Consider the following 20,867-nt stretch of genomic DNA (forward strand, 5'->3'; position numbering starts at 1 on the left):
GGAATGAATCCAGGCAGGAGTGAGTGGAGCCTGCGGAATGAATCCAGGCAGGAGTGAGTGGAGCCTGCGGAATGAATCCAACACAAGCTGCTTGGCAGTGAGTCGAAAGAACACTTCGAGAAGGAGAAGTCATGACGAATCCAGTTGCCATCACCGTCCCCGACGGCCTGCCGTTCATCACCATCGCCCGGGAATTCGACGCTCCCGTCGAGGCGGTGTTCCGGGCGCACAAGGAACCCGAGCTGGTCGAGCAATGGCTCGGGCCCAACGGATACGACATGGCGATCGAGCGCTACGAGTTCGTGACCGGGGGCAGTTACCGATACGTGCACACCAATCCGGAGGGAGCGACATTTGCGTTCCGTGGCGTCTTCCATGTCGTGCGGGAGAACGAGTTCGCCATTCAGACGTTCGAGTACGAGGATTTTCCCGACGTCGTCAGCCTGGAGGCGTTGACCTTCGTCGACCTCGGTGACGGTCGCACTCGGCTCGAGATCGAGTCGGCCTATCCGTCCGTCGAATCGCGCGACGGAATGGCACAGAGTGGAATGGAGAGAGGCGTCTCCGAGGGGTACGAGCGTCTCGACGCAATCCTCGGAAGGAGCTGACCGTCGTGGATTGGACTTTGGAAGTGGTCGTCGTACCAGTGTCGGATCTCGATCGGTCGATCGAGTTCTACCGGGACAAGGTCGGATTCGATCTCGACCACGACACCCGCAACGAGCACATGCACATTGCGCAGCTGACGCCGCGGGGGTCGGGATGCTCGATCGTCGTCGGGTCGCTGGCGTCGCAGCGTGAGATGGAACCCGGTTCGTTGAAGGGGTTGCAACTCGTCGTGTCCGACGCGCATGCCGCCCGTGAGGAGTTGCTGTCCCGCGGCGTCGAGGCAGGCGAGATCACTGTGTTCGACGACAGGGACGGGGGCACCTTCTTCGGGTTCGCCGATCCCGACGGCAACACCTGGGCGGTGCAGCAGTTGAAGGTGCGGGCGGACAAGCCGCTGATCCCGCCGATCCCGCGGAACCAGTGATCAGGACTGCTGGGCTGGCGTTCGTGCGGGATCGACGAATGATTCAGGCTCGTTCGGTGGGGAAGTCGGCGTTCTACATGGCGGGAGGCAAGATCGATCCGGGAGAGACGCCTCTCGAGGCGCTGCACCGTGAGATTCGCGAGGAGCTCGACGCGGCGGTGGTCGACGCCCGGTTGCTGGATGTGTTCGAGTGCGAGGCGTGGGGGCATCCCGCGGGAACCGAGCTCGAGATCCATTGCTTCATCGCGGGATTGGCGTCGGAACCGACGCCGACCAGTGAGATTGCCGAAATTCGCTTCTTCACTCGCGACGAGTACGCGTCGATGCGGGATGTCGCTCCTGGGTCGCTCATGGTGTTCGACCGGATGCAAGCGCTCGATTTGATCGACTGATGCTGTTACGTTGTCGGTAGGAGAACGCACGTTCTCCCGCCTCGACGCATTAGGAGTCTCAATGACGAGCTTGTCCCAGAAGGCAACAACCCTCCTCGAACTCCACCAGCCCGGAAACCCCGTCGTGCTGCCGACGGTATGGGACGCATGGTCGGCCAACCTCGCGGTCTCGGCTGGATTCACGGCACTCACCGTCGGAAGTCACCCGGTGTCCGACTCCATCGGCAAGCCCGACAACGAGGGCATCACCTTCGACGAGCTGCTTACACGCATCTCCCAGATCACCTCCGCTGTCGACGTTCCGTTGTCCGTCGACATCGAGTCCGGATACGGCGAGGACCCCAAGCGCCTCATCGACGGCCTCGTCTCCGCGGGCGCCGTCGGCCTCAACGTGGAGGACACCGTGCACAGCGAAGGCGGACGTCTGCGTGAAGCGCAGGAGCACGCCGATTTCGTGGGCGCCCTGCGTGCAGCCTCCGACGCGACCGACGTTCACGTCGTTCTCAACGCCCGGACCGACCTGTTCGTCAAGCAGATCGGTGACGAGAGCGACCGCGTCGACCGTGCGATCGCTCGGCTGAAGCTCGCTGCCGAGGCCGGTGCAGACTCGCTCTACCCCGTCGGCTTCCACAACGACGCGGACTACAAGCGTCTGGCCGAGGAGCTTCCTCTGCCCATCAACGCCATCGCCAACCCTGCGGACGGCGACCTGAAGCACTTCGCCTCACTCGGTGTCGGCCGCATCAGCTTCGGCCCGCTGTTCCAGGGTGCCCTGGCCGGAGAGGCGAGCAAGATCCTGGCGCGCTGGAGCTAGTGAGTGCGAGAGCCGTAGGCCTCGAGGTGCGCCACTTGCTCGGGATCGAGCGAGGGGCGCACCGTCGCGCGTGCGGTGGCCACATCTGCTGCGGTGACGTCGGCTGCATCCATCGACCGGCGCATGGCCGTCAGAGCGGCCTCGCGCAGAAGCGCCGCGCAGTCCGCCGCCGAATATCCGTCCAGATCTTCCGCGAGAGCATCGAGATCGACGTCGTCGGCGAGGGGGACTGCTTTGCCGGTTGCACGCAGAATATCCTTGCGTGCGTCGGCATCCGGAGGTGGCACGAACACGAGACGTTCCAGTCGGCCCGGACGAAGAAGTGCCGGGTCGATCAGGTCCGGTCGGTTGGTTGCGCCGAGTACGACGACATCACGCAGAGGTTCGACGCCGTCGAGTTCGGTGAGCAACGCTGCGACGACGCGATCTCCGACGCCGGAGTCCGACGATTGTCCGCGCCTGGGTGCGAGCGCGTCGACCTCGTCGAGGAAGATCAACGACGGCGCTGAGTCTCGGGCGCGCTGAAACAGCTCTCGCACGGCCTTTTCCGAGGAACCGACCCACTTGTCCATCAGCTCGGCACCTTTGACGGCGTGCACGCTCAGCTGGCCGGAACTGGCGAGAGCGCGAACCAGGAATGTCTTCCCGCATCCCGGCGGCCCGTAGAGAAGAACTCCGCGCGGAGGCTCGATTCCCAACCGCGAGAACGAGTCCGGATGTCGGAGGGGCCACAGGACGGCCTCGGTGAGGGCCTGTTTGGTTTCCACCATGTCGCCGACATCGTCGAGCGTGATGCTGCCGATCGCCAATTCCTCGGAACCCGAGCGGGACAGCGGACGGATGACGTCGAGGGCGCCGAGCAGATCGCTCTGCAGGATCTTCGGATCCGACTTGTCGGCGCTGGCTCGCGATGCCGCGCGCAGAGCCGCCTCGCGCACCAGAGCGGCTAGATCTGCGACAACGAATCCTGGTGTACGCAGAGCGATGTCGCCGAGGATCAGACCCTCGGTAGGCGACGCCCGCACCAGATGTTCCAGTAATGCAGTTCGGCCTGCGCCGTCGGGTAGCGAGAGCGTCAGTTCTCGATCGCACAGGTCCTGTGACCGAAGGCGTCCGTCGGTGCCCTCGGGGTGCGCGGTGGTGGCCACCAGCGCAATTCCGGGCGTGTCGACACCCCGTTTCAATTTCTCGAGCACCAGAGTCGACGCCGGTTCAGCGGCCGCGGGTAGCAGGGCGTCGATGTCGGTGACGAGCAGGACTCCGCCGGCGCCCAACCGCTCGAACGCGGACGCGACGGCGTCGACCCGCTCGGAAGCGTCGAGCGCGCCGATCGACGGACCGTCCAGTTCGACGACCGTCCGCCCGGCGAGAACCGCACGAGCGAGCGTCGACTTTCCGACTCCCGCCGGACCGGTGATCAGGACTCCGAGATGCGGCGACGCACCCAACGTGGCAAGCAACTCCGACTCGTCGAGTGCCAACCGAAGCCACTCGGTCAACATGGACTGCTGGGCCGCCACCCCGACCAGCTCCTTGACCTCGACCGGCGCGGGGTCGGCTGCGGCGGGTGGTTGTCGGTTGCGGTCCGTCATGGGTGTCCGCACTCCGTTGCCCCAGCTCACCGCCGAGTTGGGTTGCACGCTGACCGGCCCACCGCTCGGATCGGTGGCCGAGACCGTCAACAGCTCGCTGGTCCACGCAACCCCGAACGAACGTGACAACGCCTGCGTCGCAGCACTCGTACTGGTACCGGGACCGAGATCCCGTGGCAGCAGCGAGACGGTGTCACCCGCCGTCAGCACCTTGCCGAGAAGCGCCTTACGCAGCGTGGCGTCGGGAATGGATCCGACGGCCAGCGTCGAACCGGACAGCGTCACCGTCCTGGCCCCGTAGACGGTGACGGGCGCGACGGCGATGGAGCCGTCCTCCTTGATCCCCGCGTTGGACAACGTGACGTCGTCGAGCAGTGCTGTGCCCTGCGGGGTGCCGTCGGGTGCCGTGCCCGCGACAGCCGAGGTCCGGCGCGCGCCGATCAGTGCAACGGCGTCCCATTCGCGAATCCCCAGGGCCGCCAACACCTCCGGGTGAAGTCGTACGACTCCTCGGCGCGCATCCGCAGCCGACGTGTTGAGCCGAGCGGTCAGCACCAACTCCGGTGCAGTCATAGTGAATTCTCGCTCATCGGGGGCTCTTCGGGCGACGGAGGCCGAGCCTGGCTGCGGACCTACGGTTGTTGCCCGGAGCCCGGCGGATGGCCCGGCGCTCCGCTCTACGCTCTGCAGGCTTGGCGTCCCAGGTGTACGGGCGCGCGGCGACCCAGCGCTGCGACCGAACGGCGAACGGAATGTGCGCCAGGTACATCGCGACGAGAACCATCAGCAGAACCAGCGGATACGTGATCAACGCGGCAGCGGCCAGCGCTACCAGAATCAGAAGCGCCGCCGCCATCCGCGGCGGTACCGAGACCGTTTTGAGAGCGAGAGTCGGGATGCGACTGACGGCGAGGCCTGCGGTGAACACAGTCCAGCCGACGACGACGTAGAAGGACGACCACCAGCCGTCACCCCATTCCTGGAACGCCGCGATCGGGGCCAGCACGATCAGCGCACCGGCGGGCGCAGGAACGCCGGTGAAGAATTCACTCGCGTAACCGGGAGAGTCGTCCTCGTCGAGAAGTGTGTTGAACCGTGCCAGACGCAGCACCATCGCTACCGCGTACACCAACGCGATGATCCATCCGCTGCTCGAGCCCTCCAGTAGCGTCACGTACAGCACGAGAGCCGGTGCCACGCCGAAGGAGATGGCGTCGGCGAGGGAATCGAGTTCGGCACCGATGCGGCTGGTGGCGTCGAGCAATCGGGCGATTCGGCCGTCGAGTGCGTCGAGAATCGCGGCCGCGCCGATCATCGCGAGCGAGGTTCCCAACTCGCCGTCCAGGGCGAACTTGACCGCGGACAAACCGGCGCACAATGCCAGAATGGTGACGACGGACGGCAGCAATCGGACGGCTGCGGTCGGGCGGGCGCGTCTGGTGATCATCGCCGGCTATCGGGGAAGCTCGCCGAGCACCGTCTCGGCTCCGACTGCCCGCTGACCCGGCTCGACCAGCAGTGTCGAACCGGACGGAAAGTACGTGTCCACCCGGGAGCCGAATCGGATGAGGCCGTAGGTGTCGCCGATGGTCAAGGTATCGCCGACCTTTGCGTTGTTGACGATGCGTCGAGCGATCAACCCGGCGATCTGGACAACTCCGAGGTCGTGTCCCGACGGGGTGCGGATGTGCATGCTGTTGCGTTCGTTGACCTCGCTGGCCTCGGCCAGATCCGCGGACTTGAACTGGCCCTTGCGGTGCACGACCTCCACGACCTCACCTGCGACGGGCACGCGTTGCACGTGTACGTCCAGGACCGAGAGAAAGATGCTGACGCGGGGAACGGCCTCGGTTCCGAGATCGAGCTCGGCGGGCGGTACCGCGGTGTCGACGAGCGTGATCAGCCCGTCCGCAGGTGCGACGACGACGCCCTGGCGGTTCGGTGGAACGCGGCTCGGGTGGCGGAAGAACGTGGCGCACGCGCCTGCTGCAGTCAGACCGGCGCGGCGGATCCACTTGTGCCGACGGCCGAGCGCAGCGACCGCCAGCGGCCCGGCGACGAAGGGAAGGCCTGCTGGATGCAGCGGCGGAACGGTGTTTTTCACCAGCTCGGCGACATGCGCTATGCCACTGCTGGGTGGTTGACCGATCGGGGCTGGACGGCGGGCCACTTCGCTCCTTAGAACATCTCTGGGGGCAGTGCCTGAAACGGACACTGCCGGGGCTTCACACAGTACGTGAGAAGCCCCGGCAGCCGGGAACGAGCAGTGACCGTCAGGCCCTCGAGCGACCCGTCACAGCCTTGACGATGAACAGCAGGATCACTGCGCCCAACAGGCAGGTGAGGAAGCTGAAGATGAGGCCGCCGCCCTCGACATCGACTCCGAAGACGCTGAGCAACCAGCCTCCGAGGAAACCTCCGATGATGCCGACGACGATGTTCAAGATGATGCCCATCGATGCATCCGTCTTCATGATCTTGCTACCGATCCATCCGGCCAAGCCGCCGATGACGATCCAACCGATGAAACCGAGTGCGGGTGTCATGTCATGCCCCTTTTGTTTGTTGCCGTTTGACAACTGGGGCTGCCCAGAAACTTCACTCGTCAAACATTTACCGCGTGCGTTCGCTTTCCGACTTGATGCGCTGCAGGGTCTTGTTCATTCCGTCGACGAGTTCCACGTCGAACTGTTCGATGCCCCCGAGGACGTTCTTGACGAGGAAGCCCGATACGGCGCTCGTGCCCGTCGGTGCCTCGCGCTTCTCCACGACCGTGGTTCCCGTTTCCGAGGGGGTGAGGGTGTAGGACCAGATCGTCTTGTTCTCCACGATGCGGAACGCGATGGCCTTGTTCGGCTCGAATTCGACGACCTTCGCCGTGGTCGGCCAGACCAGCAGGCCCTTCCGGTTGATGTTCAGCGTCGTCGTGCCCTTGCGAACATCGCCACCGAAGACCTTCATCTTCTTGCACTGGGGACTCCACTCACCCATGCGCTTCAGATCCGAGACGACCTTCCACACCTGCTCGGGACTGGCGTCGACGTCGATGCTGGCTTCGAGGGTCTTGCTCACGTGTTCCTCCGTAGATGCAACTGTCGGTTACAGACAAACCTAGCCGACCGGCCGTGCGTGGCGTAGCACTTCCGCTCGTTCGGGCGGGAATCCCCGACAGTAACCGAGCACGTGGAACATCACGTCCGCCCGAGCATCTCCAGGTAGTGGGGGTTGTTCATGATGCCGAGGACGTTGCCGAAGGGATCGACCACGGATGCAGTGTTGAAGCCTTCGCCGCGGGCTCGGATCTCGTCGTGCAGTGTTGCGCCTGCGGCGAGAAGCTTCTCGAGTGATCCGGCGAGGTCGTCGACGTGCCAGAAGGTGATGGATTCGGACCTCGACGTTCCCGGGATCGCGTACGTGCGGTCGACGATGCCCAGCTCGTGCTGGAAGTCGCCTACTCGGAACTCGATGTATCCCGGTGTTCCGTCCGGGTTGTCGCGGCGAAAGTACGGAGCGATTCCGAGAATGTCGGTGTACCAGTCGCCGGCTGCGGCGACGTCGTCTGCATAGAAGCTGATGTTGCTGAGTCCTCTGAGCATTGCGTTCTCCTTTTGCGGTGGTGTGGAAACGACTATCCACGACAAAGTGCTCATCTTCTGAGCACTTTGGAAGGGATACTTCGGGCATGCGCGCAGACCGGCTGGTGGCAACACTTCTTCTGATGCAGACCCGCGGGCGGATCACCGCAGCCGAGGTCGCCGAGGAACTGGAGGTGTCGGCCTCGACTGCGCGCCGGGACCTGGAATCGCTGTCGTCCGCCGGAATCCCCGTCTACCCACAACCGGGTCGCAACGGCGGATGGCAACTGATCGGTGGCGCGCGAACGGACTTGACCGGACTCAGTTCCACGGAAGCGCAGGCTTTGTTCACGTTGGTCGGTCCGGGCGCCGCGTTGTCGCCGGACGCCAAGGCCGCGGTGCGCAAGCTGGTGAAGGCGTTGCCCGAACCCTTCCGGGTCGATGCGCAAGCCGCGGCCGATGCGACGACGATCGATCCCGCCAGGTGGGGGCAGGAGTTGTCCGCAGGCTCGGAGCATGTCGGACTGCTGCAGCGCGCGGTGGTTCGGCGAGTGAACGTGACGTTCGGTTACAAGACGTTCGGTCACACCGGGCCCGGGCACCGCGAGGTCGGTCCACTCGGGCTGGTGGACAAGAACGGGCACTGGTATTTGATCGCCTCGACGGCTCACGGCCTGCGCACGTTTCGCCTCGACCGGATGTCCGAGGTCGCGCTCACCGACTCGGTGTTCTCGCGTCCGGCGGATTTCGATCTCGCCGACGCGTGGGCGTCCGTCGTCGAGACGGTGGAAGACCGGCAGCGCGCGACGTCGGCCGTCGTCGAGATCCCGGAGAAGTTGCTGTCGGTGCTGCAGGCGCAGTTCGGCAAGCACTGCGTGGTGCAGCACGTCGTCGACGGACGGCTGAGGGCGACGGTCTCCGCGCCTGCGCCGGTGATGATCGCCCAGCATGTCGCGGGCTGGGGTGCCGAGCTCGAGGTCGTCGAATCCGATTCGGTGCGAGCCGAGCTCGCGCGAATCGGATCCGAGCTCACGTCCCTCTACGGGTAACTGTCTTACATGCGTGCGTGACGAGCGAGGACGAAGGCGTACAGGCCGTAGAGCGCGATGCCGACACCGGCGAGGACGAGCAGCACCTGGCCGAACGGTTGTTCACCGAGCGTCTTGACGGCTCCGTCGATGCCGGTGGCCTTGCTGGGGTCGGAGGTGAACACCGCGACGACGACCAGCGCGCCTGCGCCGATCAATGCGGCACCCTTGGCTGCGTAACCGGCGATGCCGAGGTATTCGACGCCTTTGCTCTGGTTGCCCTCGAGGTCGTCGAGGAAGTTCTTCGATACGCCTTTGTAGACGTGGTAGCCACCGACGCCGATCACGACGAGTCCGACGACGATCAGCACGACCTTGCCGAATCCGTTCTCCATCAATCGTGCGGTCATGCCTGCGTTCTGCTGGCCGCTCGATTCGCCGGATCCTTTGGCGAAGCCGAATGTCGACCAGGCGAATGCAAGATAGACGACGGCGAGTGCGCCGGCCTTGAGCCGGTCCATCGCGCTGCCCTCGTCCTGGTCCGACTTCTTGCCGACGATCGCTTCCATGACTCGCCACAGTGCGAGTGCGAGGAATGCGACGACGGCAATCCACAAGGCGATGGCGCCTCCGGGTTTGCTGCCCAGCTCGGCGAGGGCACCGGATTGGTCGGCGTTGCCGCCCTGTCCGAAGGCGAGTCGAATGGCGATGTAGCCGATGAGGATGTGCAGCAGCCCGCTGACGAAGTGGCCGGCTCGGGCTGCTCGTTCGAACCACGTGTTGTTCTGGACCGTTTCCGCGGCGCCTGTTGCGCTCATTTCGTGCCCCCGACTTGTCGATTGGTAATCCACCTCTTTACCCGGCTGTGAACCCGACGAAACGCACCTACGTCGAAACTTCTTCAGCGCGCCTCACCCGCGAACGGTAACGAGAGGCGAACACTGGGCGATGCAACGAACGAGGAATCAGGCCAAAACGAATTTTGTTCGGAGTGATCGATCGTGAACCTTCATTCGATCTTGCGTCGTCCAGGCTCGGGCGTGCCGCTGCTCGAATCGGCGCGGATGAGCGGAAGTCCAAGGAAGTGGCCGAGCGAAAAGCTCGAGCGCTTGTTGACCGCCCAGGAAATCGACCTCATTCGGCGCGGGCAGGTCTGACACCCCCTGCTGGCACCAAGGCGCGGTGACGCCCGGCGCGGCATACTTGTCCTCGAGTAGCTGCCCGACCGGGAGGGTCATGAAGCCTGCAATTCTCAGCGTCGACGACGATCCGGGTGTATCCCGATCCGTCGCACGCGATCTTCGTCGCCACTACGGCGAGAACTACCGCATCATCCGCGCCGAGTCCGGTGCTCAGGCTCTCGATGCGCTGAAGGAACTGAAACTGCGCGGCCGGCCTGTCGCGATCCTGCTGGCCGACTATCGGATGCCGCAGATGAACGGCATGGAATTTCTCGAGCAGGCGATGGACCTGTATCCGTCGGCTCGTCGAGTCCTGCTGACCGCGTACGCCGACACCGACGCGGCCATCGACGCCATCAACGTCATCGACCTCGACTACTACCTCCTCAAGCCGTGGGATCCGCCGGAGGAGAAGCTCTACCCGGTGCTCGACGCGCAGCTGGAGGCGTGGGTGTCGAGTGATCATCGGCCGGTGGAGGAAACCCGGGTCATCGGTCACCGTTGGTCCGCGCGGTCGTCGGAGGTCCGCGAATTCCTGGCCCGCAATCAGCTGCCGTATCGCTGGTACATGGCCGACGATCCCGAGGGAGTGCGGCTACTGACGTCGGCGGGTGTCGACGACACGGTGTGCCCGGTGATCGTGACCGCGGATGGCACAGCATTGTGTGCGCCGTCCGATTCGGAACTCGGCAGCCATCTCGGTCTGACGACGACACCGTCCGGTGAGTTCTACGATCTGGTTGTCATCGGTGGTGGCCCGGCGGGTCTCGGTGCGGCGTTGTACGGCGCGTCGGAAGGACTGCGCACGACACTCATCGAGCGCACCGCGACGGGTGGGCAGGCAGGCCAGAGTTCCCGCATCGAGAACTACCTGGGATTCCCCGACGGTGTGTCCGGCGCTCAGTTGGCCGAGCGTGCGCGTCGGCAAGCGTTGAAGTTCGGCGCTGAGGTGGTGACGACGCAGGACGTCGTCGGTCTCGAGGCCAACGGTTCGGCCAGGACGATCCGGTTCGCGGACGGTCGGAGCATCGACGCTCAGACCGTGATTCTGTCGACGGGGGTGGCGTACCGGCAGTTGGCGACGCCGGGCATCGAGAAGTTCACCGGCCGCGGAGTGTTCTACGGATCGGCGATGACGGAGGCCGCGCGCTGCGCGGAGCAGGACGTCTACATCGTCGGCGGCGCCAACTCGGCCGGTCAGGCAGCGGTGTACCTGGCCCGCGGAGCGAAGTCGGTGACGATTCTGATCCGTGCACAGTCGCTCGAAGCATCGATGTCGTACTACCTGATCAAGCAGATCGAGGATCATCCGCGGATCACGGTGCGGACGTGCACCGAGGTCGTGGGCGTCGGCGGCGACGATCACCTGGAGTCCATCACCCTGCACAACCGTGCGACCGGCACCGACGAGACGGTTCCCGGGCAGTACCTGTTCTTGTTCATCGGTGCGGCTCCTCGGACGGAGTGGCTCGACGGTGTCGTGGTGCGCGACGAGCACGGCTTCGTCGTCACGGGGCCCGATCTGGTGGTCGACGGCAAGGGACCGACGGGATGGGATCGCGACAGGCTGCCGCACCATCTCGAGACCAGTGTTCCCGGCGTGTTCGCGGCCGGTGACGTGCGATCCGACTCGGCGAAACGCGTCGCGTCGGCTGTGGGAGAGGGAGCGATGGCCGTGATGCTGGTGCACAGATACCTGGCGAACCCATGAGCCTGCAGAGCGGTCTCGGGTCGCTGCGCTGTAGCCCGGAAGAGCTGAAGACGCTGTTCCTGTTCGAGAAGTTGTCGGACGAGCAGGTGGAGAAGCTGTGCCGCGAGGGGCACATCGAGATCATCGAGCCGGGTCCGGTGTTCAGCGAAGGTGAGCCGGCGACGTGTTTCTACGTGCTGATGGACGGTTCGTTGGTACTGACGAAGAACTCCGGTGGCGAGGAGATGGTGATCAGCCGGACGTCTCAACGAGGTGTGTACGCGGGAGCGTGGCAGGCGTATCTACGTGATCGGGTGCCGCAGACCTATCCGAGTTCGATGCGTACGACCGAGACGTCACGGTTCTTCGTGCTCGACGCGGAGTGCTTCGCGGAGATCGTCGAGGAGTGGTTCCCGATGGCGTTGCATCTGCTCGAGGGCTTGTTCGTCGGTGCCCTCAACACCAAGCAGATCGTCGACCAGCGTGAGCGTCTCTTGGCCCTCGGGTCGTTGTCCGCCGGCTTGACGCACGAGCTGAACAACCCGGCCGCGGCAGCGGTTCGGGCGACGGATGCGCTGCGGGATCGTGTTGCCCACATGCGTCAGAAGCTGAAGATGATGGCAAACGGTTCGCTCGACCCGGCGTCGCTGACGTCGCTGGTCGGGTTGCAGGAGGAAGCCGTCGAACTGGTCGCGAAGGCTCCCAAGCTGTCGCCGCTGGAGGCGTCGGATGCGGAGGACGAACTGGGGGACTGGTTGGACGATCACGGCATCGCGGGCGGGTGGGACCTGGCTCCGACGTTCGTACAAGCCGGACTCGACATCGCGTGGTTGGACAAGGTCGCGGCCACCGTCGACGAGTCCAAGACGCTCGAAGGTGCCATCCGCTGGCTCAACTACACCGTCGAGACCGAATTGCTGATGAACGAGATCGCCGATTCGACGACCCGCGTGTCGACGCTCGTCGGTGCGGCCAAACAGTATTCGCAGATGGACCGAGCGCCGTACCAGACGATCGACTTACGCGAACTGCTCGACAGCACTCTGGTGATGCTCGCACGGAAGATCGGCGACGATATTTCCGTGGTCAAGGAATACGACCCGGCAGTGCCTCCGATCCCCGCCTACGCGGCGGAACTGAATCAGGTGTGGACCAACCTCGTCGACAACGCCGTGCAGGCGATGAACGGAGTCGGAACACTGACCGTGGCAACGAGACTCGATCACGATCACGTGTTGGTCGAAATCGGCGACACCGGGCCTGGAGTGCCGGAGGACATCCGCTCTCGAATCTTCGAGCCTTTCTTCACCACCAAACCCGTCGGTGAGGGAACCGGCCTCGGACTCGACATCTCGTGGCGCATCGTCGTCAAGAAACATCACGGTGATCTGCGCGTCGAGTCCGAGCCGGGCAACACACGTTTCGTCGTCAGGCTTCCTGTCGAGCCCGCAACGGAAGCAGAGCCCACAACAGAAACGACAGAAGGGGAGTCATGACCGAGCCGATTCCTGGAATCGATGTCACCGCCGAGCCGTCGGGACCGGGGTGTCTCGAGTGTTCGGCCACCGAAGGATGGTGGTTCCACCTTCGCCGGTGTGCGCAGTGTGGGCACATCGGATGCTGCGATTCGTCACCGTCGCAGCACGCGAGCAAGCACGCCGAAAGCACCGGCCATCAGTTCATCAGGAGCTTCGAGCCGGGTGAGACCTGGTACTACAGCTACGCCGACGAGCAGATGTACGACGGGCCGGAACTTGCTCCGCCGCAGCATCATCCGCTCGACCAGTCGACGCCGGGGCCCGCGGACCGCGTGCCGTCGGGGTGGCAGAACTACCTCAACTGACATGAGCGAGAGCAAGACCGGGCCGACGGCGACGGACGTGGTCGCGTGGCTCGAGAGCGTCGAGCATCCGGTGCGCCGCGCCGACGGGTTGGCGTTGCACCGGCTGTTCACACGTGTCACCGGGGAACCTGCCGTCATGTGGGGTCCGTCGATGGTGGGTTACGGCCGGTACCACTACCGATACGACAGTGGCCGGGAAGGCGACGCACTCGCGGTCGGGTTCTCGCCCCGTAGGACCTCTCTCGTGCTGTACGGGTTGACGTACGCTCCCGAATCCCAGGCACTGCTGAACGAACTGGGCAAACACAAGCCCGGGGCCGGATGTCTGTACGTCAACAAGCTCGCCGACGTCGACTCGGCGGTGTTGGAGAAGATGATCGAGCTGTCGTATCCGTACGTGGTGGGTACGCTCGGCACATGACTCTGATCGCGGAGGATCTGTTTCTGGTTCTGGTCGACGACGTGACGGGTAAGCCGATCGTCGACAGTACGAAATTCCCGCGTGTGCTGGCGGGTGCGTTGGTGCTCGAGCTGGCCATGAACGGCGCCGTACGCATCACCGCGAAGGGTGAAGCGGTCAAGGACGGCAGGCTCGTGGTGTCGGGGCCGCCCCCGCAGGATCCGCTTCTCGCGCGGGTCCACGCGTTCATCGGAACCGAGAACAACCCGCCGAAACCGCAGAAAGTCATCGAGAAGCTCCACAAGAACCTGAAACAGGAGATCGGTCTCCGCCTGGCGCATCGAGGTGCGGTCACACAGCACGAGGACAGAATCCTCGGCCTGTTCCCGACGACGTCCTGGCCTGCCCGTGACACCACACGCACAGCATGGCTGATCCAGTGGATTCACAGCGCGATCGTCGACGGTACGACGCCGTTGCCGGAGATATCGGCTGTCGTGTCGATGTTGTCCGCGATCGACGCGGTCCACAAGGTGTTGCCTGCCGCCGACAAGCGAGCGGCGAAACGTCGAGCGAAGGACATCGCCGAGGGCGACTGGGCGGGCGAGGCCGTCCGGAAGGCAGTGCAGGATGTGAACGCCGCGCTGGCGGTGGCGATCGTCGTCCCCGCCATCGCTGCGTCCGGTAGCTGAGCACTGGGCAGCAGGTCCTGCGATGATCGTGCGATGACGCGATCTCTCGCCATTCTGATGTTCGACGACGTCGAGGTGCTCGACGCATGCGGGCCGTTCGAAGTCTTCTCGGTGGCGAACCGAATCACCACGCGCGACGGGGGAGTGCGCGCGTTCGACGTGGTGCTCGTCGGAGTCGACGACGGTCCGGTGCATGCCCGCGGTGGCATGCGCATCGCGGTGGACACCACGATCGACGACACCAGGCGTTACGACGTGGTGCTCGTGCCCGGTGGTGTCGTCGACGAGGTACCTGCGGCCGCTGCGGCGTGGATCCACACGCAGTTCGGCACAACGGAAGTGACCGCGTCGGTGTGCACCGGTGCGTTTCTGCTGGCCGACGCCGGGGTGCTGGATGCACGTCCGGTGACGACGCACTGGGAAGACGTCGACGACCTCCGGCGGCGGTGGCCGAGTCTCGATGTCCGCGAGGGTGTCCGGTATCTCGATCACGGCGACATCGCGACGTCCGCGGGCATCAGTGCAGGACTGGACCTGGCGCTGCACCTGGTCTCGCGACTGGTGAGTCCGGACGTCGCAACGAGCACCGCTCGGCAGATGCAGTACGAATGGTCAGACGGTCAGTAAACGCAGGACCAGTGCTGCGACAGCGACGACCGTCAGGAAGGCCGACGGTCCGATGCCTGCGGTGTCCTTGACCCGAAGGTGCGAGATCACGGCCCCGACGAAGTACAGGATGACGCCGACGGCTGCGGCCGCTCCGATGGGCCACCAGAAGAGTCCGACGATCAGGCCGACGCCGCCGGCGATTTCGAGGTAAGCGAGGACAGGAATCTTGTCCGCCGGAACGCCGACCTTCTCCATGATGGGGATGACGGACGGATTCTTGGTCAACTTGCCGACTGCGGAGAAGGTCAGTGACACGGCAAGAAAGATCGAAACGACAACGGTTGCAGCGAACATGGTGGTCAGGCCCAATCGAGTGTGTCGGCGGGATCCGATCGCGACAGGCGATCGAACCATGGGTTTTCACCGGGGTGTCCGATGTCGACGACCAGTATGGCCTTCCACCCGCCGTCTGGGAAATAGTCGGCGCGCTCACTGTCCGGGTCCACGACAACCTGTCGCCGCCGGAAGACACGAAAAAGGGGCCCGGTCGAACCGGGCCCCTTTTTCTACTTCTCGCTCAGGAATTCGACTGCGTCTGTCCCTCGTGGGAATCGGCGAATTCGGGAGTGTCGAATACTTCGCCTCCGAGCGGATCGACGGGACCGCTGTCCGCCGAGTACTCGACTGCGCCGGTGTCGGGATCGACCTCGAGCGATTCCGTCGACACTTCGTGCACGGCGAGGACGACTGCGCCGTCGGTCGGCGTAGCCAGGCCGATCTGCGACGGTCCGAGTCCCGAGAACGTCGACGAGATACCGCCTCCCCGGCGACGTTTCTGTGTTTCCGCGCTGGTACCGGAACTGTCGACGTCTGCGGTCGGTGTCGCGGTGACCCGGACGTACCGCGGCGTCGTCGCGACGTCGTATCGGAACGCCTTCAACATGGACACGCACGCCAGCACGAGGATTATCGAGAACGGAACAGCCGTCGCGATGGACATCGTCTGTAGTGCGGTCAGTGACCCGGCGCCGCCGACGAGAAGCAGAATCGTCGCCGCGGTGCCCTCGAGGATCGACCAGTAGACACGCGTGATCTTCGGCGGTTCCAGATCGCCTCCGGTGGACAGAATGTCGATGACGAGCGATCCCGAGTCCGAGGACGTGACGAAGAAGAACACGATGACGAAGATCGCGAGCAAGCTGCTGATCGTGGCCAGAGGCAAGCCGTCGAGCAGCTGGAAGAGCGAGGTGTTGGTGTTCACCGCGCCGTCGACGAGGAGATCGCCCTGCTCACGCTGACGAAGAATGCCTGCGTCGCCGAAGATGGTGAACCACAGCGAACCGATGATCGTCGGGGCCAGCAGAACGCCGAAGACGAACTCACGGATGGTGCGTCCACGCGAGATGCGCGCGATGAACATGCCGACGAAGGGCGCCCAGCTCATCCACCAACCCCAGTAGAAGATGGTCCACGCGCCTGCCCAGCCGTCGTCGGAGAAGGGGGAGGTGCGCAGCATCAACTCCGGCATCGCCTGGATGTACCCGCCGAGGTTCTGAACCCAGGACTGCATGAGAAACAGCGTCGGGCCCGCGATGAGCACGAAGACGGCAAGTCCGGCTGCGAGTGCCATGTTGATGTTGGACAGCCACTTCAGGCCGCGCTTGACGCCGGAGACCACCGAGTACGTGGCGATGCCGGTGATGCCGGCGATGAGCAGGACCGTGACCCAATTGTTGGTGTCGACCCAGCCCAGGTATTCGAGGCCGGCTGCGATCTGCTGCACACCGAAACCGAGCGACGTCGCGACGCCGAACAGCGTTCCGATGATGGCGACCGCGTCGATGGCGTGCCCGATTCCGCCTTCGATCCGCTTGCGCCCGAGCAATGGCTCGAGCAGCCAACGCACCGACAACGGCCGGCCCTTGCGGTACGTCATGTACGCCAGGCCGAGCCCGACGACCACGTAGATCGCCCACGCGTGCAGGCCCCAGTGGAACAGTGTCAGTTCCATGGCCTGGTTCGCCGCGGCGTCCGTCGACCCGGCGACTCCACCGGCCTCCGGCGGAACGACGTAGTGCGAGAGGGGCTCTGCGACACCGTAGAAGACGAGGCCGATGCCCATGCCCGCGCTGAACAGCATCGCGAACCAGGACAACACCCCGAATTCGGGCTTCTCGTCGTCGCGTCCGAGTCGGATGTTTCCGACGCGGCTGACACCGCAGTACACGGCGAAGACGACGAATCCCGTCGTCGCGAGTATGTACCACCAGCCGACGCCGTCGGTGATCGCCGAATTCAGGGTCGAGAACGCGTCGGCAGCGGTGCTGGAGTAGATCACGGCGAAGGCGATCATCACGAAGATGACGATGGAGGCGGGGATGAAGACGGGCTTTCGAAGCCCGTCCCACGCTTCTTTCACCGCGTTGGGCTTCTTGTCCAGATTCACGTCGAGTCTTCCGTCCTCACGATTTTCGTATCCGAATCATGGGCGGCTTCCGATGCAGTCGAGACCGGGCCGACCACATGTCGTTTCTCTTACTTATGCGTTCTATTGGTCAAGTGCCGGTAAACACGATAACCGACCTGTTCGGCTCGAGCGAATTCGGCATTCGACCGAGAACTCGCTGACGTGGCCATCTGCCGTTAATGTTTCGTCGTGCCGCAAACATTGACGGTGGTGGTCCTCGCACTGGGTGCAGCGCTGTGCATCGCAGTCGGGACAGTGGTTCGCCAGCGCACGGCCGCGCAGATCCCGATGGAGTCCAACGGCGCACTGGGACCTATCGGGTCGCTGGTCAAGCAGCCGATCTGGTGGGTAGGCACCGTCGTCGGGATCGGCGGTTACGCGTTGCAGGCGGCCGCGCTCGGAATGGGATCGTTGTTGTTGGTCCAGCCTCTGCTGGTGTTGTCGTTGCTGTTCGCGCTTCCGCTCGGCGCACGTTTCGCCCACCGAACGATCTCCGCGGCAGAGTGGATGTGGGCCGCAGCACTGACCGCCTCGGTTGCGATCCTCGTCGTGGTCGGGGACCCGAAGCCCGGAGTGGAGAGGGCCGAGACTCGGCACTGGATCGTCGTCTGCCTGATCGGACTACCGTTCGTCGCACTGTGCGTCCTTGCGTCGCGTAAGGCGAGCGGTCCTCGAAAAGCGTTGCTGCTCGGCATCTCCGGGGGTGCACTGTTCGGCGTCGCCGCCGTGCTGACCAAAGGCGTGGTCCACCTCGTGAGCCGCGGAGTCGTTCCTCTGTTGACCTCCGTCGAGTTGTACGCGCTGATAGCCGTGGCGGTCGCGGCGATCACCCTGCAGCAGTCCGCTTTTCAAGCCGGCGCTCTGCAGGCCTCGCTTCCCGCCACCACAGTGATGGAACCGGTGGTGGCGTCCGCGCTCGGGTTCGTGGTCCTCGGGGAGTACCTCGCCACGGGCAGAGGAGGCGGTGCGGTCCTCGTGGTCGCTCTCGTCGCGATGGTCGCCGCCACGGTTGCACTCGCCCGATCGTCGGCACGCGACGAAGCGCCCGCAGTGAACTCGCCGTGACCCGCGGCCGCTTGTCGCCGGGACAGACGTTCGCCGGATACACGGTCGAACGGCTGCTCGGGGTGGGTGGGATGAGCGAGGTGTACCTCGTCGACGGCCGTGAGACGCTCAAGATTCTCGACGCCGACGCGTCGGGTGACGAGCAGCTCCGGGCGAAGTTCGTCATGGAAGCGGAGATCGCGGCGCGGCTCCATCACCCGAACATCGTGTCCGTGCACGCTCACGGCGAGTTCGGCGGCCGGCTCTGGATGACGATGCACTACGTCGAGGGATACAGCGCGGCGAGGCTCGTCGCACGCGGCCAGATCGCCCTGGACGTCGACCGTGCTGCCCGCATCGTCAGCGAAGTGGCGAAGGGCCTGGACTACGCCCACGGTCAGGGCGTACTGCACCGCGACGTGAAACCGTCGAACATCCTGATCAGTACCGAACCCAGCGGCGGTTTCGAGCAGGTGATGGTGTCGGACTGGGGGATCGCGCGGTTCCTCGACGCCGGGCCGGTTGCGCGAGGCGGATCGGTCTTCGCGTCCATCCAGTACGCCGCGCCGGAACTGCTGCGCGGTGAGCGTCTGTCCGCCCGCACCGACATCTACGCGTTGGGTGCAACGCTCGTGGAATTGCTCACCGGCAAGCCCCCGTATCCTCTCGCGACGCCGCTCGCGATCACGGACGCCCAGCTGAACGCGTCGCCTCCGTCGGTGACCGCGCGCCGACGAGACCTGCGGAAGGGGCTCGACGGCGTCGTCGCAACCGCGTTGGCCAAGAAGCCGGAAGATCGTTTCGCGACGTGCAAGGAGCTCAGCGATGCCGTCGCCGCCGCCCTTGCTGCCCCCGCTCCGGAGCCCCCGCCCCGAAAGTCGCCCTTCGGGGCGGGGTGGCGTCGGAGGTTCTAGTTGTCTGGCCCGTCAGTTATCTGGGTCGTCGTCGAGTGGTCGGTTGGCGACGACGGGGTACTGCCCGGTGTAGCCGAGACGCTCCTCGGCGACGGCGAGGACCTTCGTCCTCACCAGGAACCAACCGCCGATCAGTGCCGGGATGATGACGACGAGGGTGGCGATCGTCCACGACCCGATCGGCGCGTCGAAGGCCATCAGAACCAGCACGCCGAACAGGAACACCAGCGTCGCGTAACTGGTGTACGGAGCGCCGAAGAGACGGAACTTCGGACGCTCGAGGATGCCCTTCTTGGACCAGCGGTAGAGCTGGATCTGGCACAGCACGATCGTCGCCCAACTCGCGATGATGCCGAGGGCGGACATGTTGAGCACGATCTCGAACGCCTCACCCGGTGCGATGGCGTTGAGCGCGACGCCGAACAGCGTGATGAAGCACGTCAGCAAAATGCCGCCGAACGGAACGCCGCCCTTGCTCATCTTCTTGGTGAACTCCGGGGCGCTGCCGTTCATGGCCATCGAACGAAGGATGCGACCCGTCGAGTAGAGGCCGGCGTTCAACGAGGACAGAGCAGCGGTGAGCACGACGATGTTCATGATGGTGCCTGCGCCGCCGAGGCCGATGCTCGAGAAGAACGTCACGAAAGGTGATGTTCCTGCTGTGTACGCCGTGTACGGGAGCAGCAGCGCCAGCAGGACGAGTGAGCCGACGTAGAACAGCGCGATACGCGCGATCACCGAGTTGATCGCGCGCGGCATGATCTTCGCCGGGTTCTCGGTCTCACCGGCGGCGGTGCCGACCAGTTCGACGGCGGCGTACGCGAACACGACGCCGGAGATGACGATGACCAGCGGCCACGCACCCGACGGGAACAGCCCGCCGTTGTCGGTGATGAGGCTGATGCCGGGCATCTCACTGCCGACGGGGATGCGTCCGGCGAGGAAGACGATGCCGACGATCAGGAACGTCACGAGCGCGACGACCTTGATCATCGCCGCCCAGAACTCCATCTCGCCGAACCACTTGACCGAGACCAGGTTGAGGCTCATGACCAGCACGAGCGCGATCAGTGCAATGACCCACTGCGGGATCACCTCGAACGATCCCCAATAGTGCATGTAGGTGGCGATGGCCGTCACGTCGACGATGGCCGTCATCGCCCAGTTGAGGAAGTACATCCAGCCTGCGACGAATGCGGCTTTCTCGCCGAAGAATTCACGGGCGTACGAGACGAACGATCCCGACGACGGGCGGTGCAGGACCAGTTCGCCGAGGGCGCGGAGAATGAAGAAGACGAAGATGCCGCACAGGGCGTAGGCGAGGAACAGGCCGGGGCCTGCGCTGGCGAGTCGCCCACCTGCGCCGAGGAACAGGCCGGTGCCGATGGCGCCACCGATGGCGATCATCTGGAGCTGACGAGGTTTGAGGCCCTTGTGGTAGCCCTCTTCCTCGTGGTCCATGGCGGAGTTGTCGTACTTCGTGTCGACCGAATCGGACATGTGACGATCCTTGCTGTCGATGCGTGTATGGGTGTTTTGTCCGAAATGACTAGTGGTGAATGTTGCTGTCCCCGAACGTTATTTCCGTATTGC

23 protein-coding genes are annotated in these 20,867 nt (G+C 64.6%); 13 read left to right on the forward strand and 10 right to left on the reverse strand.

The genetic code is table 11. The features are described 5' to 3' along the window. Positions 1-131: 131 nt before the first annotated feature. The 4 genes from ACFULT_RS12645 to ACFULT_RS12660 all read left to right on the forward strand — a co-directional run bounded on the left by ACFULT_RS12645 (position 132) and on the right by ACFULT_RS12660 (position 2,239). The gene (locus tag ACFULT_RS12645; RefSeq protein WP_378481620.1) at positions 132-608 is read left to right on the forward strand and encodes an SRPBCC family protein; all 477 of its coding nucleotides are present in this window, start codon (positions 132-134) and stop codon (positions 606-608) included. Positions 609-613: 5 nt separating this feature from the next. Then, positions 614-1,033 (forward strand): VOC family protein, encoded by a 420-nt coding sequence (locus ACFULT_RS12650; protein ID WP_037113957.1) that lies wholly within the window; start codon positions 614-616, stop codon positions 1,031-1,033. A gap of 38 nt (positions 1,034-1,071) precedes the next feature. Then, positions 1,072-1,425, forward strand: a complete 354-nt coding sequence (locus tag ACFULT_RS12655) for an NUDIX domain-containing protein (protein ID WP_037114359.1) — start codon at positions 1,072-1,074, stop codon at positions 1,423-1,425. 61 nt (positions 1,426-1,486) lie between these two features. Then, a complete protein-coding gene (locus ACFULT_RS12660; protein WP_378481621.1) occupies positions 1,487-2,239 on the forward strand; it encodes an isocitrate lyase/phosphoenolpyruvate mutase family protein in 753 nt (250 codons plus the stop codon). On the opposite strand, the gene ACFULT_RS12665 is transcribed toward ACFULT_RS12660, so the two are convergent. The 6 genes from ACFULT_RS12665 to ACFULT_RS12690 form a co-directional block, all read right to left on the reverse strand. Then, entirely contained in the window at positions 2,236-4,404 is a 2,169-nt protein-coding gene (locus ACFULT_RS12665; RefSeq protein WP_378481622.1) for an AAA family ATPase, read from the reverse strand. The two genes, ACFULT_RS12660 and ACFULT_RS12665, sit on opposite strands and share 4 nt — an antisense overlap. 13 nt (positions 4,405-4,417) lie before the next feature. Beyond that, the gene (pssA, locus tag ACFULT_RS12670; RefSeq protein WP_037113963.1) at positions 4,418-5,278 is read right to left on the reverse strand and encodes a CDP-diacylglycerol--serine O-phosphatidyltransferase; all 861 of its coding nucleotides are present in this window, start codon (positions 5,276-5,278) and stop codon (positions 4,418-4,420) included. A gap of 6 nt (positions 5,279-5,284) precedes the next feature. Beyond that, a complete protein-coding gene (locus ACFULT_RS12675) occupies positions 5,285-6,001 on the reverse strand; it encodes a phosphatidylserine decarboxylase (RefSeq protein ID WP_037113964.1) in 717 nt (238 codons plus the stop codon). Positions 6,002-6,104: 103 nt separating this feature from the next. Further along, a complete protein-coding gene (locus tag ACFULT_RS12680; protein ID WP_037113967.1) occupies positions 6,105-6,377 on the reverse strand; it encodes a GlsB/YeaQ/YmgE family stress response membrane protein in 273 nt (90 codons plus the stop codon). 67 nt (positions 6,378-6,444) lie between these two features. After that, complete coding sequence (locus ACFULT_RS12685; protein ID WP_037113969.1) at positions 6,445-6,903, reverse strand: SRPBCC family protein; 459 nt, start codon at positions 6,901-6,903, stop codon at positions 6,445-6,447. A gap of 119 nt (positions 6,904-7,022) precedes the next feature. Further along, positions 7,023-7,427 carry a VOC family protein gene (locus ACFULT_RS12690; RefSeq protein WP_037113971.1) on the reverse strand — a complete coding sequence of 135 codons (405 nt, stop codon included), beginning with the start codon at positions 7,425-7,427 and terminating at the stop codon, positions 7,023-7,025. A gap of 86 nt (positions 7,428-7,513) precedes the next feature. Between ACFULT_RS12690 and ACFULT_RS12695 the strand changes: the two genes are divergently transcribed. Continuing rightward, the gene (locus tag ACFULT_RS12695; RefSeq protein ID WP_094720702.1) at positions 7,514-8,455 is read left to right on the forward strand and encodes a YafY family protein; all 942 of its coding nucleotides are present in this window, start codon (positions 7,514-7,516) and stop codon (positions 8,453-8,455) included. A 5-nt stretch (positions 8,456-8,460) separates the two neighbouring features. On the opposite strand, the gene ACFULT_RS12700 is transcribed toward ACFULT_RS12695, so the two are convergent. Further along, positions 8,461-9,252 carry a DUF1206 domain-containing protein gene (locus ACFULT_RS12700; protein WP_037113975.1) on the reverse strand — a complete coding sequence of 264 codons (792 nt, stop codon included), beginning with the start codon at positions 9,250-9,252 and terminating at the stop codon, positions 8,461-8,463. 418 nt (positions 9,253-9,670) lie between these two features. Here ACFULT_RS12700 and ACFULT_RS12705 point away from each other — a divergent pair, with 418 nt between their 5' ends. From ACFULT_RS12705 to ACFULT_RS12730, 6 genes are read left to right on the forward strand one after another with little or no spacing between them, the layout of a single operon-like run. Beyond that, complete coding sequence (locus ACFULT_RS12705; RefSeq protein WP_378481623.1) at positions 9,671-11,326, forward strand: FAD-dependent oxidoreductase; 1,656 nt, start codon at positions 9,671-9,673, stop codon at positions 11,324-11,326. Continuing rightward, entirely contained in the window at positions 11,323-12,801 is a 1,479-nt protein-coding gene (locus ACFULT_RS12710; protein ID WP_378481624.1) for an ATP-binding protein, read from the forward strand. The genes ACFULT_RS12705 and ACFULT_RS12710 overlap by 4 nt, the downstream gene beginning before the upstream one ends. Then, positions 12,798-13,148: a UBP-type zinc finger domain-containing protein gene (locus tag ACFULT_RS12715; protein WP_037113984.1), complete on the forward strand. Its 351-nt coding sequence runs from the start codon at positions 12,798-12,800 to the stop codon at positions 13,146-13,148. Before ACFULT_RS12710 ends, ACFULT_RS12715 begins: the two co-directional genes overlap by 4 nt. A 1-nt stretch (position 13,149) precedes the next feature. Beyond that, positions 13,150-13,569 (forward strand): DUF1801 domain-containing protein, encoded by a 420-nt coding sequence (locus ACFULT_RS12720; RefSeq protein ID WP_019666616.1) that lies wholly within the window; start codon positions 13,150-13,152, stop codon positions 13,567-13,569. Next, a complete protein-coding gene (locus tag ACFULT_RS12725; protein WP_019666615.1) occupies positions 13,566-14,240 on the forward strand; it encodes a GPP34 family phosphoprotein in 675 nt (224 codons plus the stop codon). Before ACFULT_RS12720 ends, ACFULT_RS12725 begins: the two co-directional genes overlap by 4 nt. Positions 14,241-14,273: 33 nt before the next feature. After that, positions 14,274-14,867 (forward strand): DJ-1/PfpI family protein, encoded by a 594-nt coding sequence (locus ACFULT_RS12730; RefSeq protein ID WP_019666614.1) that lies wholly within the window; start codon positions 14,274-14,276, stop codon positions 14,865-14,867. On the opposite strand, the gene ACFULT_RS12735 is transcribed toward ACFULT_RS12730, so the two are convergent. Continuing rightward, positions 14,853-15,263 carry a DoxX family protein gene (locus ACFULT_RS12735; RefSeq protein ID WP_230595777.1) on the reverse strand — a complete coding sequence of 137 codons (411 nt, stop codon included), beginning with the start codon at positions 15,261-15,263 and terminating at the stop codon, positions 14,853-14,855. The two genes, ACFULT_RS12730 and ACFULT_RS12735, sit on opposite strands and share 15 nt — an antisense overlap. A 163-nt stretch (positions 15,264-15,426) precedes the next feature. Further along, positions 15,427-17,295: a BCCT family transporter gene (locus ACFULT_RS12740; RefSeq protein WP_037113992.1), complete on the reverse strand. Its 1,869-nt coding sequence runs from the start codon at positions 17,293-17,295 to the stop codon at positions 15,427-15,429. Positions 17,296-17,505: 210 nt separating this feature from the next. On the opposite strand from ACFULT_RS12740, the gene ACFULT_RS12745 reads away from it, so the two are divergent. After that, the gene (locus ACFULT_RS12745) at positions 17,506-18,381 is read left to right on the forward strand and encodes a DMT family transporter (RefSeq protein WP_378481625.1); all 876 of its coding nucleotides are present in this window, start codon (positions 17,506-17,508) and stop codon (positions 18,379-18,381) included. Beyond that, a complete protein-coding gene (locus ACFULT_RS12750; RefSeq protein WP_037113997.1) occupies positions 18,378-19,274 on the forward strand; it encodes a serine/threonine-protein kinase in 897 nt (298 codons plus the stop codon). Before ACFULT_RS12745 ends, ACFULT_RS12750 begins: the two co-directional genes overlap by 4 nt. 12 nt (positions 19,275-19,286) lie before the next feature. Here ACFULT_RS12750 and ACFULT_RS12755 read toward each other — a convergent pair whose 3' ends face one another. Then, positions 19,287-20,774, reverse strand: a complete 1,488-nt coding sequence (locus ACFULT_RS12755) for an amino acid permease (RefSeq protein WP_378481626.1) — start codon at positions 20,772-20,774, stop codon at positions 19,287-19,289. Positions 20,775-20,867 lie beyond the last annotated feature (93 nt).

Origin of the sequence: Rhodococcus sp. NPDC057297 (genome assembly GCF_042667435.1) — a bacterium.
In the GTDB taxonomy this organism is placed as follows: Bacteria; Actinomycetota; Actinomycetes; order Mycobacteriales; family Mycobacteriaceae; genus Rhodococcoides.

Bases quoted from the DNA above. Each gene is read 5' to 3' on its own strand.
- ACFULT_RS12645 (WP_378481620.1), top strand. From the start codon at position 132: ATGACGAATCCAGTTGCCATCACCGTCCCCGACGGCCTGCCGTTCATC.
- ACFULT_RS12655 (WP_037114359.1), top strand. From the start codon at position 1,072: ATGATTCAGGCTCGTTCGGTGGGGAAGTCGGCGTTCTACATGGCGGGA.
- ACFULT_RS12660 (WP_378481621.1), top strand. From the start codon at position 1,487: ATGACGAGCTTGTCCCAGAAGGCAACAACCCTCCTCGAACTCCACCAG.
- ACFULT_RS12665 (WP_378481622.1), bottom strand. From the start codon at position 4,404: ATGACTGCACCGGAGTTGGTGCTGACCGCTCGGCTCAACACGTCGGCT.
- pssA (WP_037113963.1), bottom strand. From the start codon at position 5,278: ATGATCACCAGACGCGCCCGCCCGACCGCAGCCGTCCGATTGCTGCCG.
- ACFULT_RS12680 (WP_037113967.1), bottom strand. From the start codon at position 6,377: ATGACACCCGCACTCGGTTTCATCGGTTGGATCGTCATCGGCGGCTTG.
- ACFULT_RS12690 (WP_037113971.1), bottom strand. From the start codon at position 7,427: ATGCTCAGAGGACTCAGCAACATCAGCTTCTATGCAGACGACGTCGCC.
- ACFULT_RS12695 (WP_094720702.1), top strand. From the start codon at position 7,514: ATGCGCGCAGACCGGCTGGTGGCAACACTTCTTCTGATGCAGACCCGC.
- ACFULT_RS12700 (WP_037113975.1), bottom strand. From the start codon at position 9,252: ATGAGCGCAACAGGCGCCGCGGAAACGGTCCAGAACAACACGTGGTTC.
- ACFULT_RS12705 (WP_378481623.1), top strand. From the start codon at position 9,671: ATGAAGCCTGCAATTCTCAGCGTCGACGACGATCCGGGTGTATCCCGA.
- ACFULT_RS12710 (WP_378481624.1), top strand. From the start codon at position 11,323: ATGAGCCTGCAGAGCGGTCTCGGGTCGCTGCGCTGTAGCCCGGAAGAG.
- ACFULT_RS12715 (WP_037113984.1), top strand. From the start codon at position 12,798: ATGACCGAGCCGATTCCTGGAATCGATGTCACCGCCGAGCCGTCGGGA.
- ACFULT_RS12720 (WP_019666616.1), top strand. From the start codon at position 13,150: ATGAGCGAGAGCAAGACCGGGCCGACGGCGACGGACGTGGTCGCGTGG.
- ACFULT_RS12725 (WP_019666615.1), top strand. From the start codon at position 13,566: ATGACTCTGATCGCGGAGGATCTGTTTCTGGTTCTGGTCGACGACGTG.
- ACFULT_RS12730 (WP_019666614.1), top strand. From the start codon at position 14,274: ATGACGCGATCTCTCGCCATTCTGATGTTCGACGACGTCGAGGTGCTC.
- ACFULT_RS12735 (WP_230595777.1), bottom strand. From the start codon at position 15,263: ATGGTTCGATCGCCTGTCGCGATCGGATCCCGCCGACACACTCGATTG.
- ACFULT_RS12755 (WP_378481626.1), bottom strand. From the start codon at position 20,774: ATGTCCGATTCGGTCGACACGAAGTACGACAACTCCGCCATGGACCAC.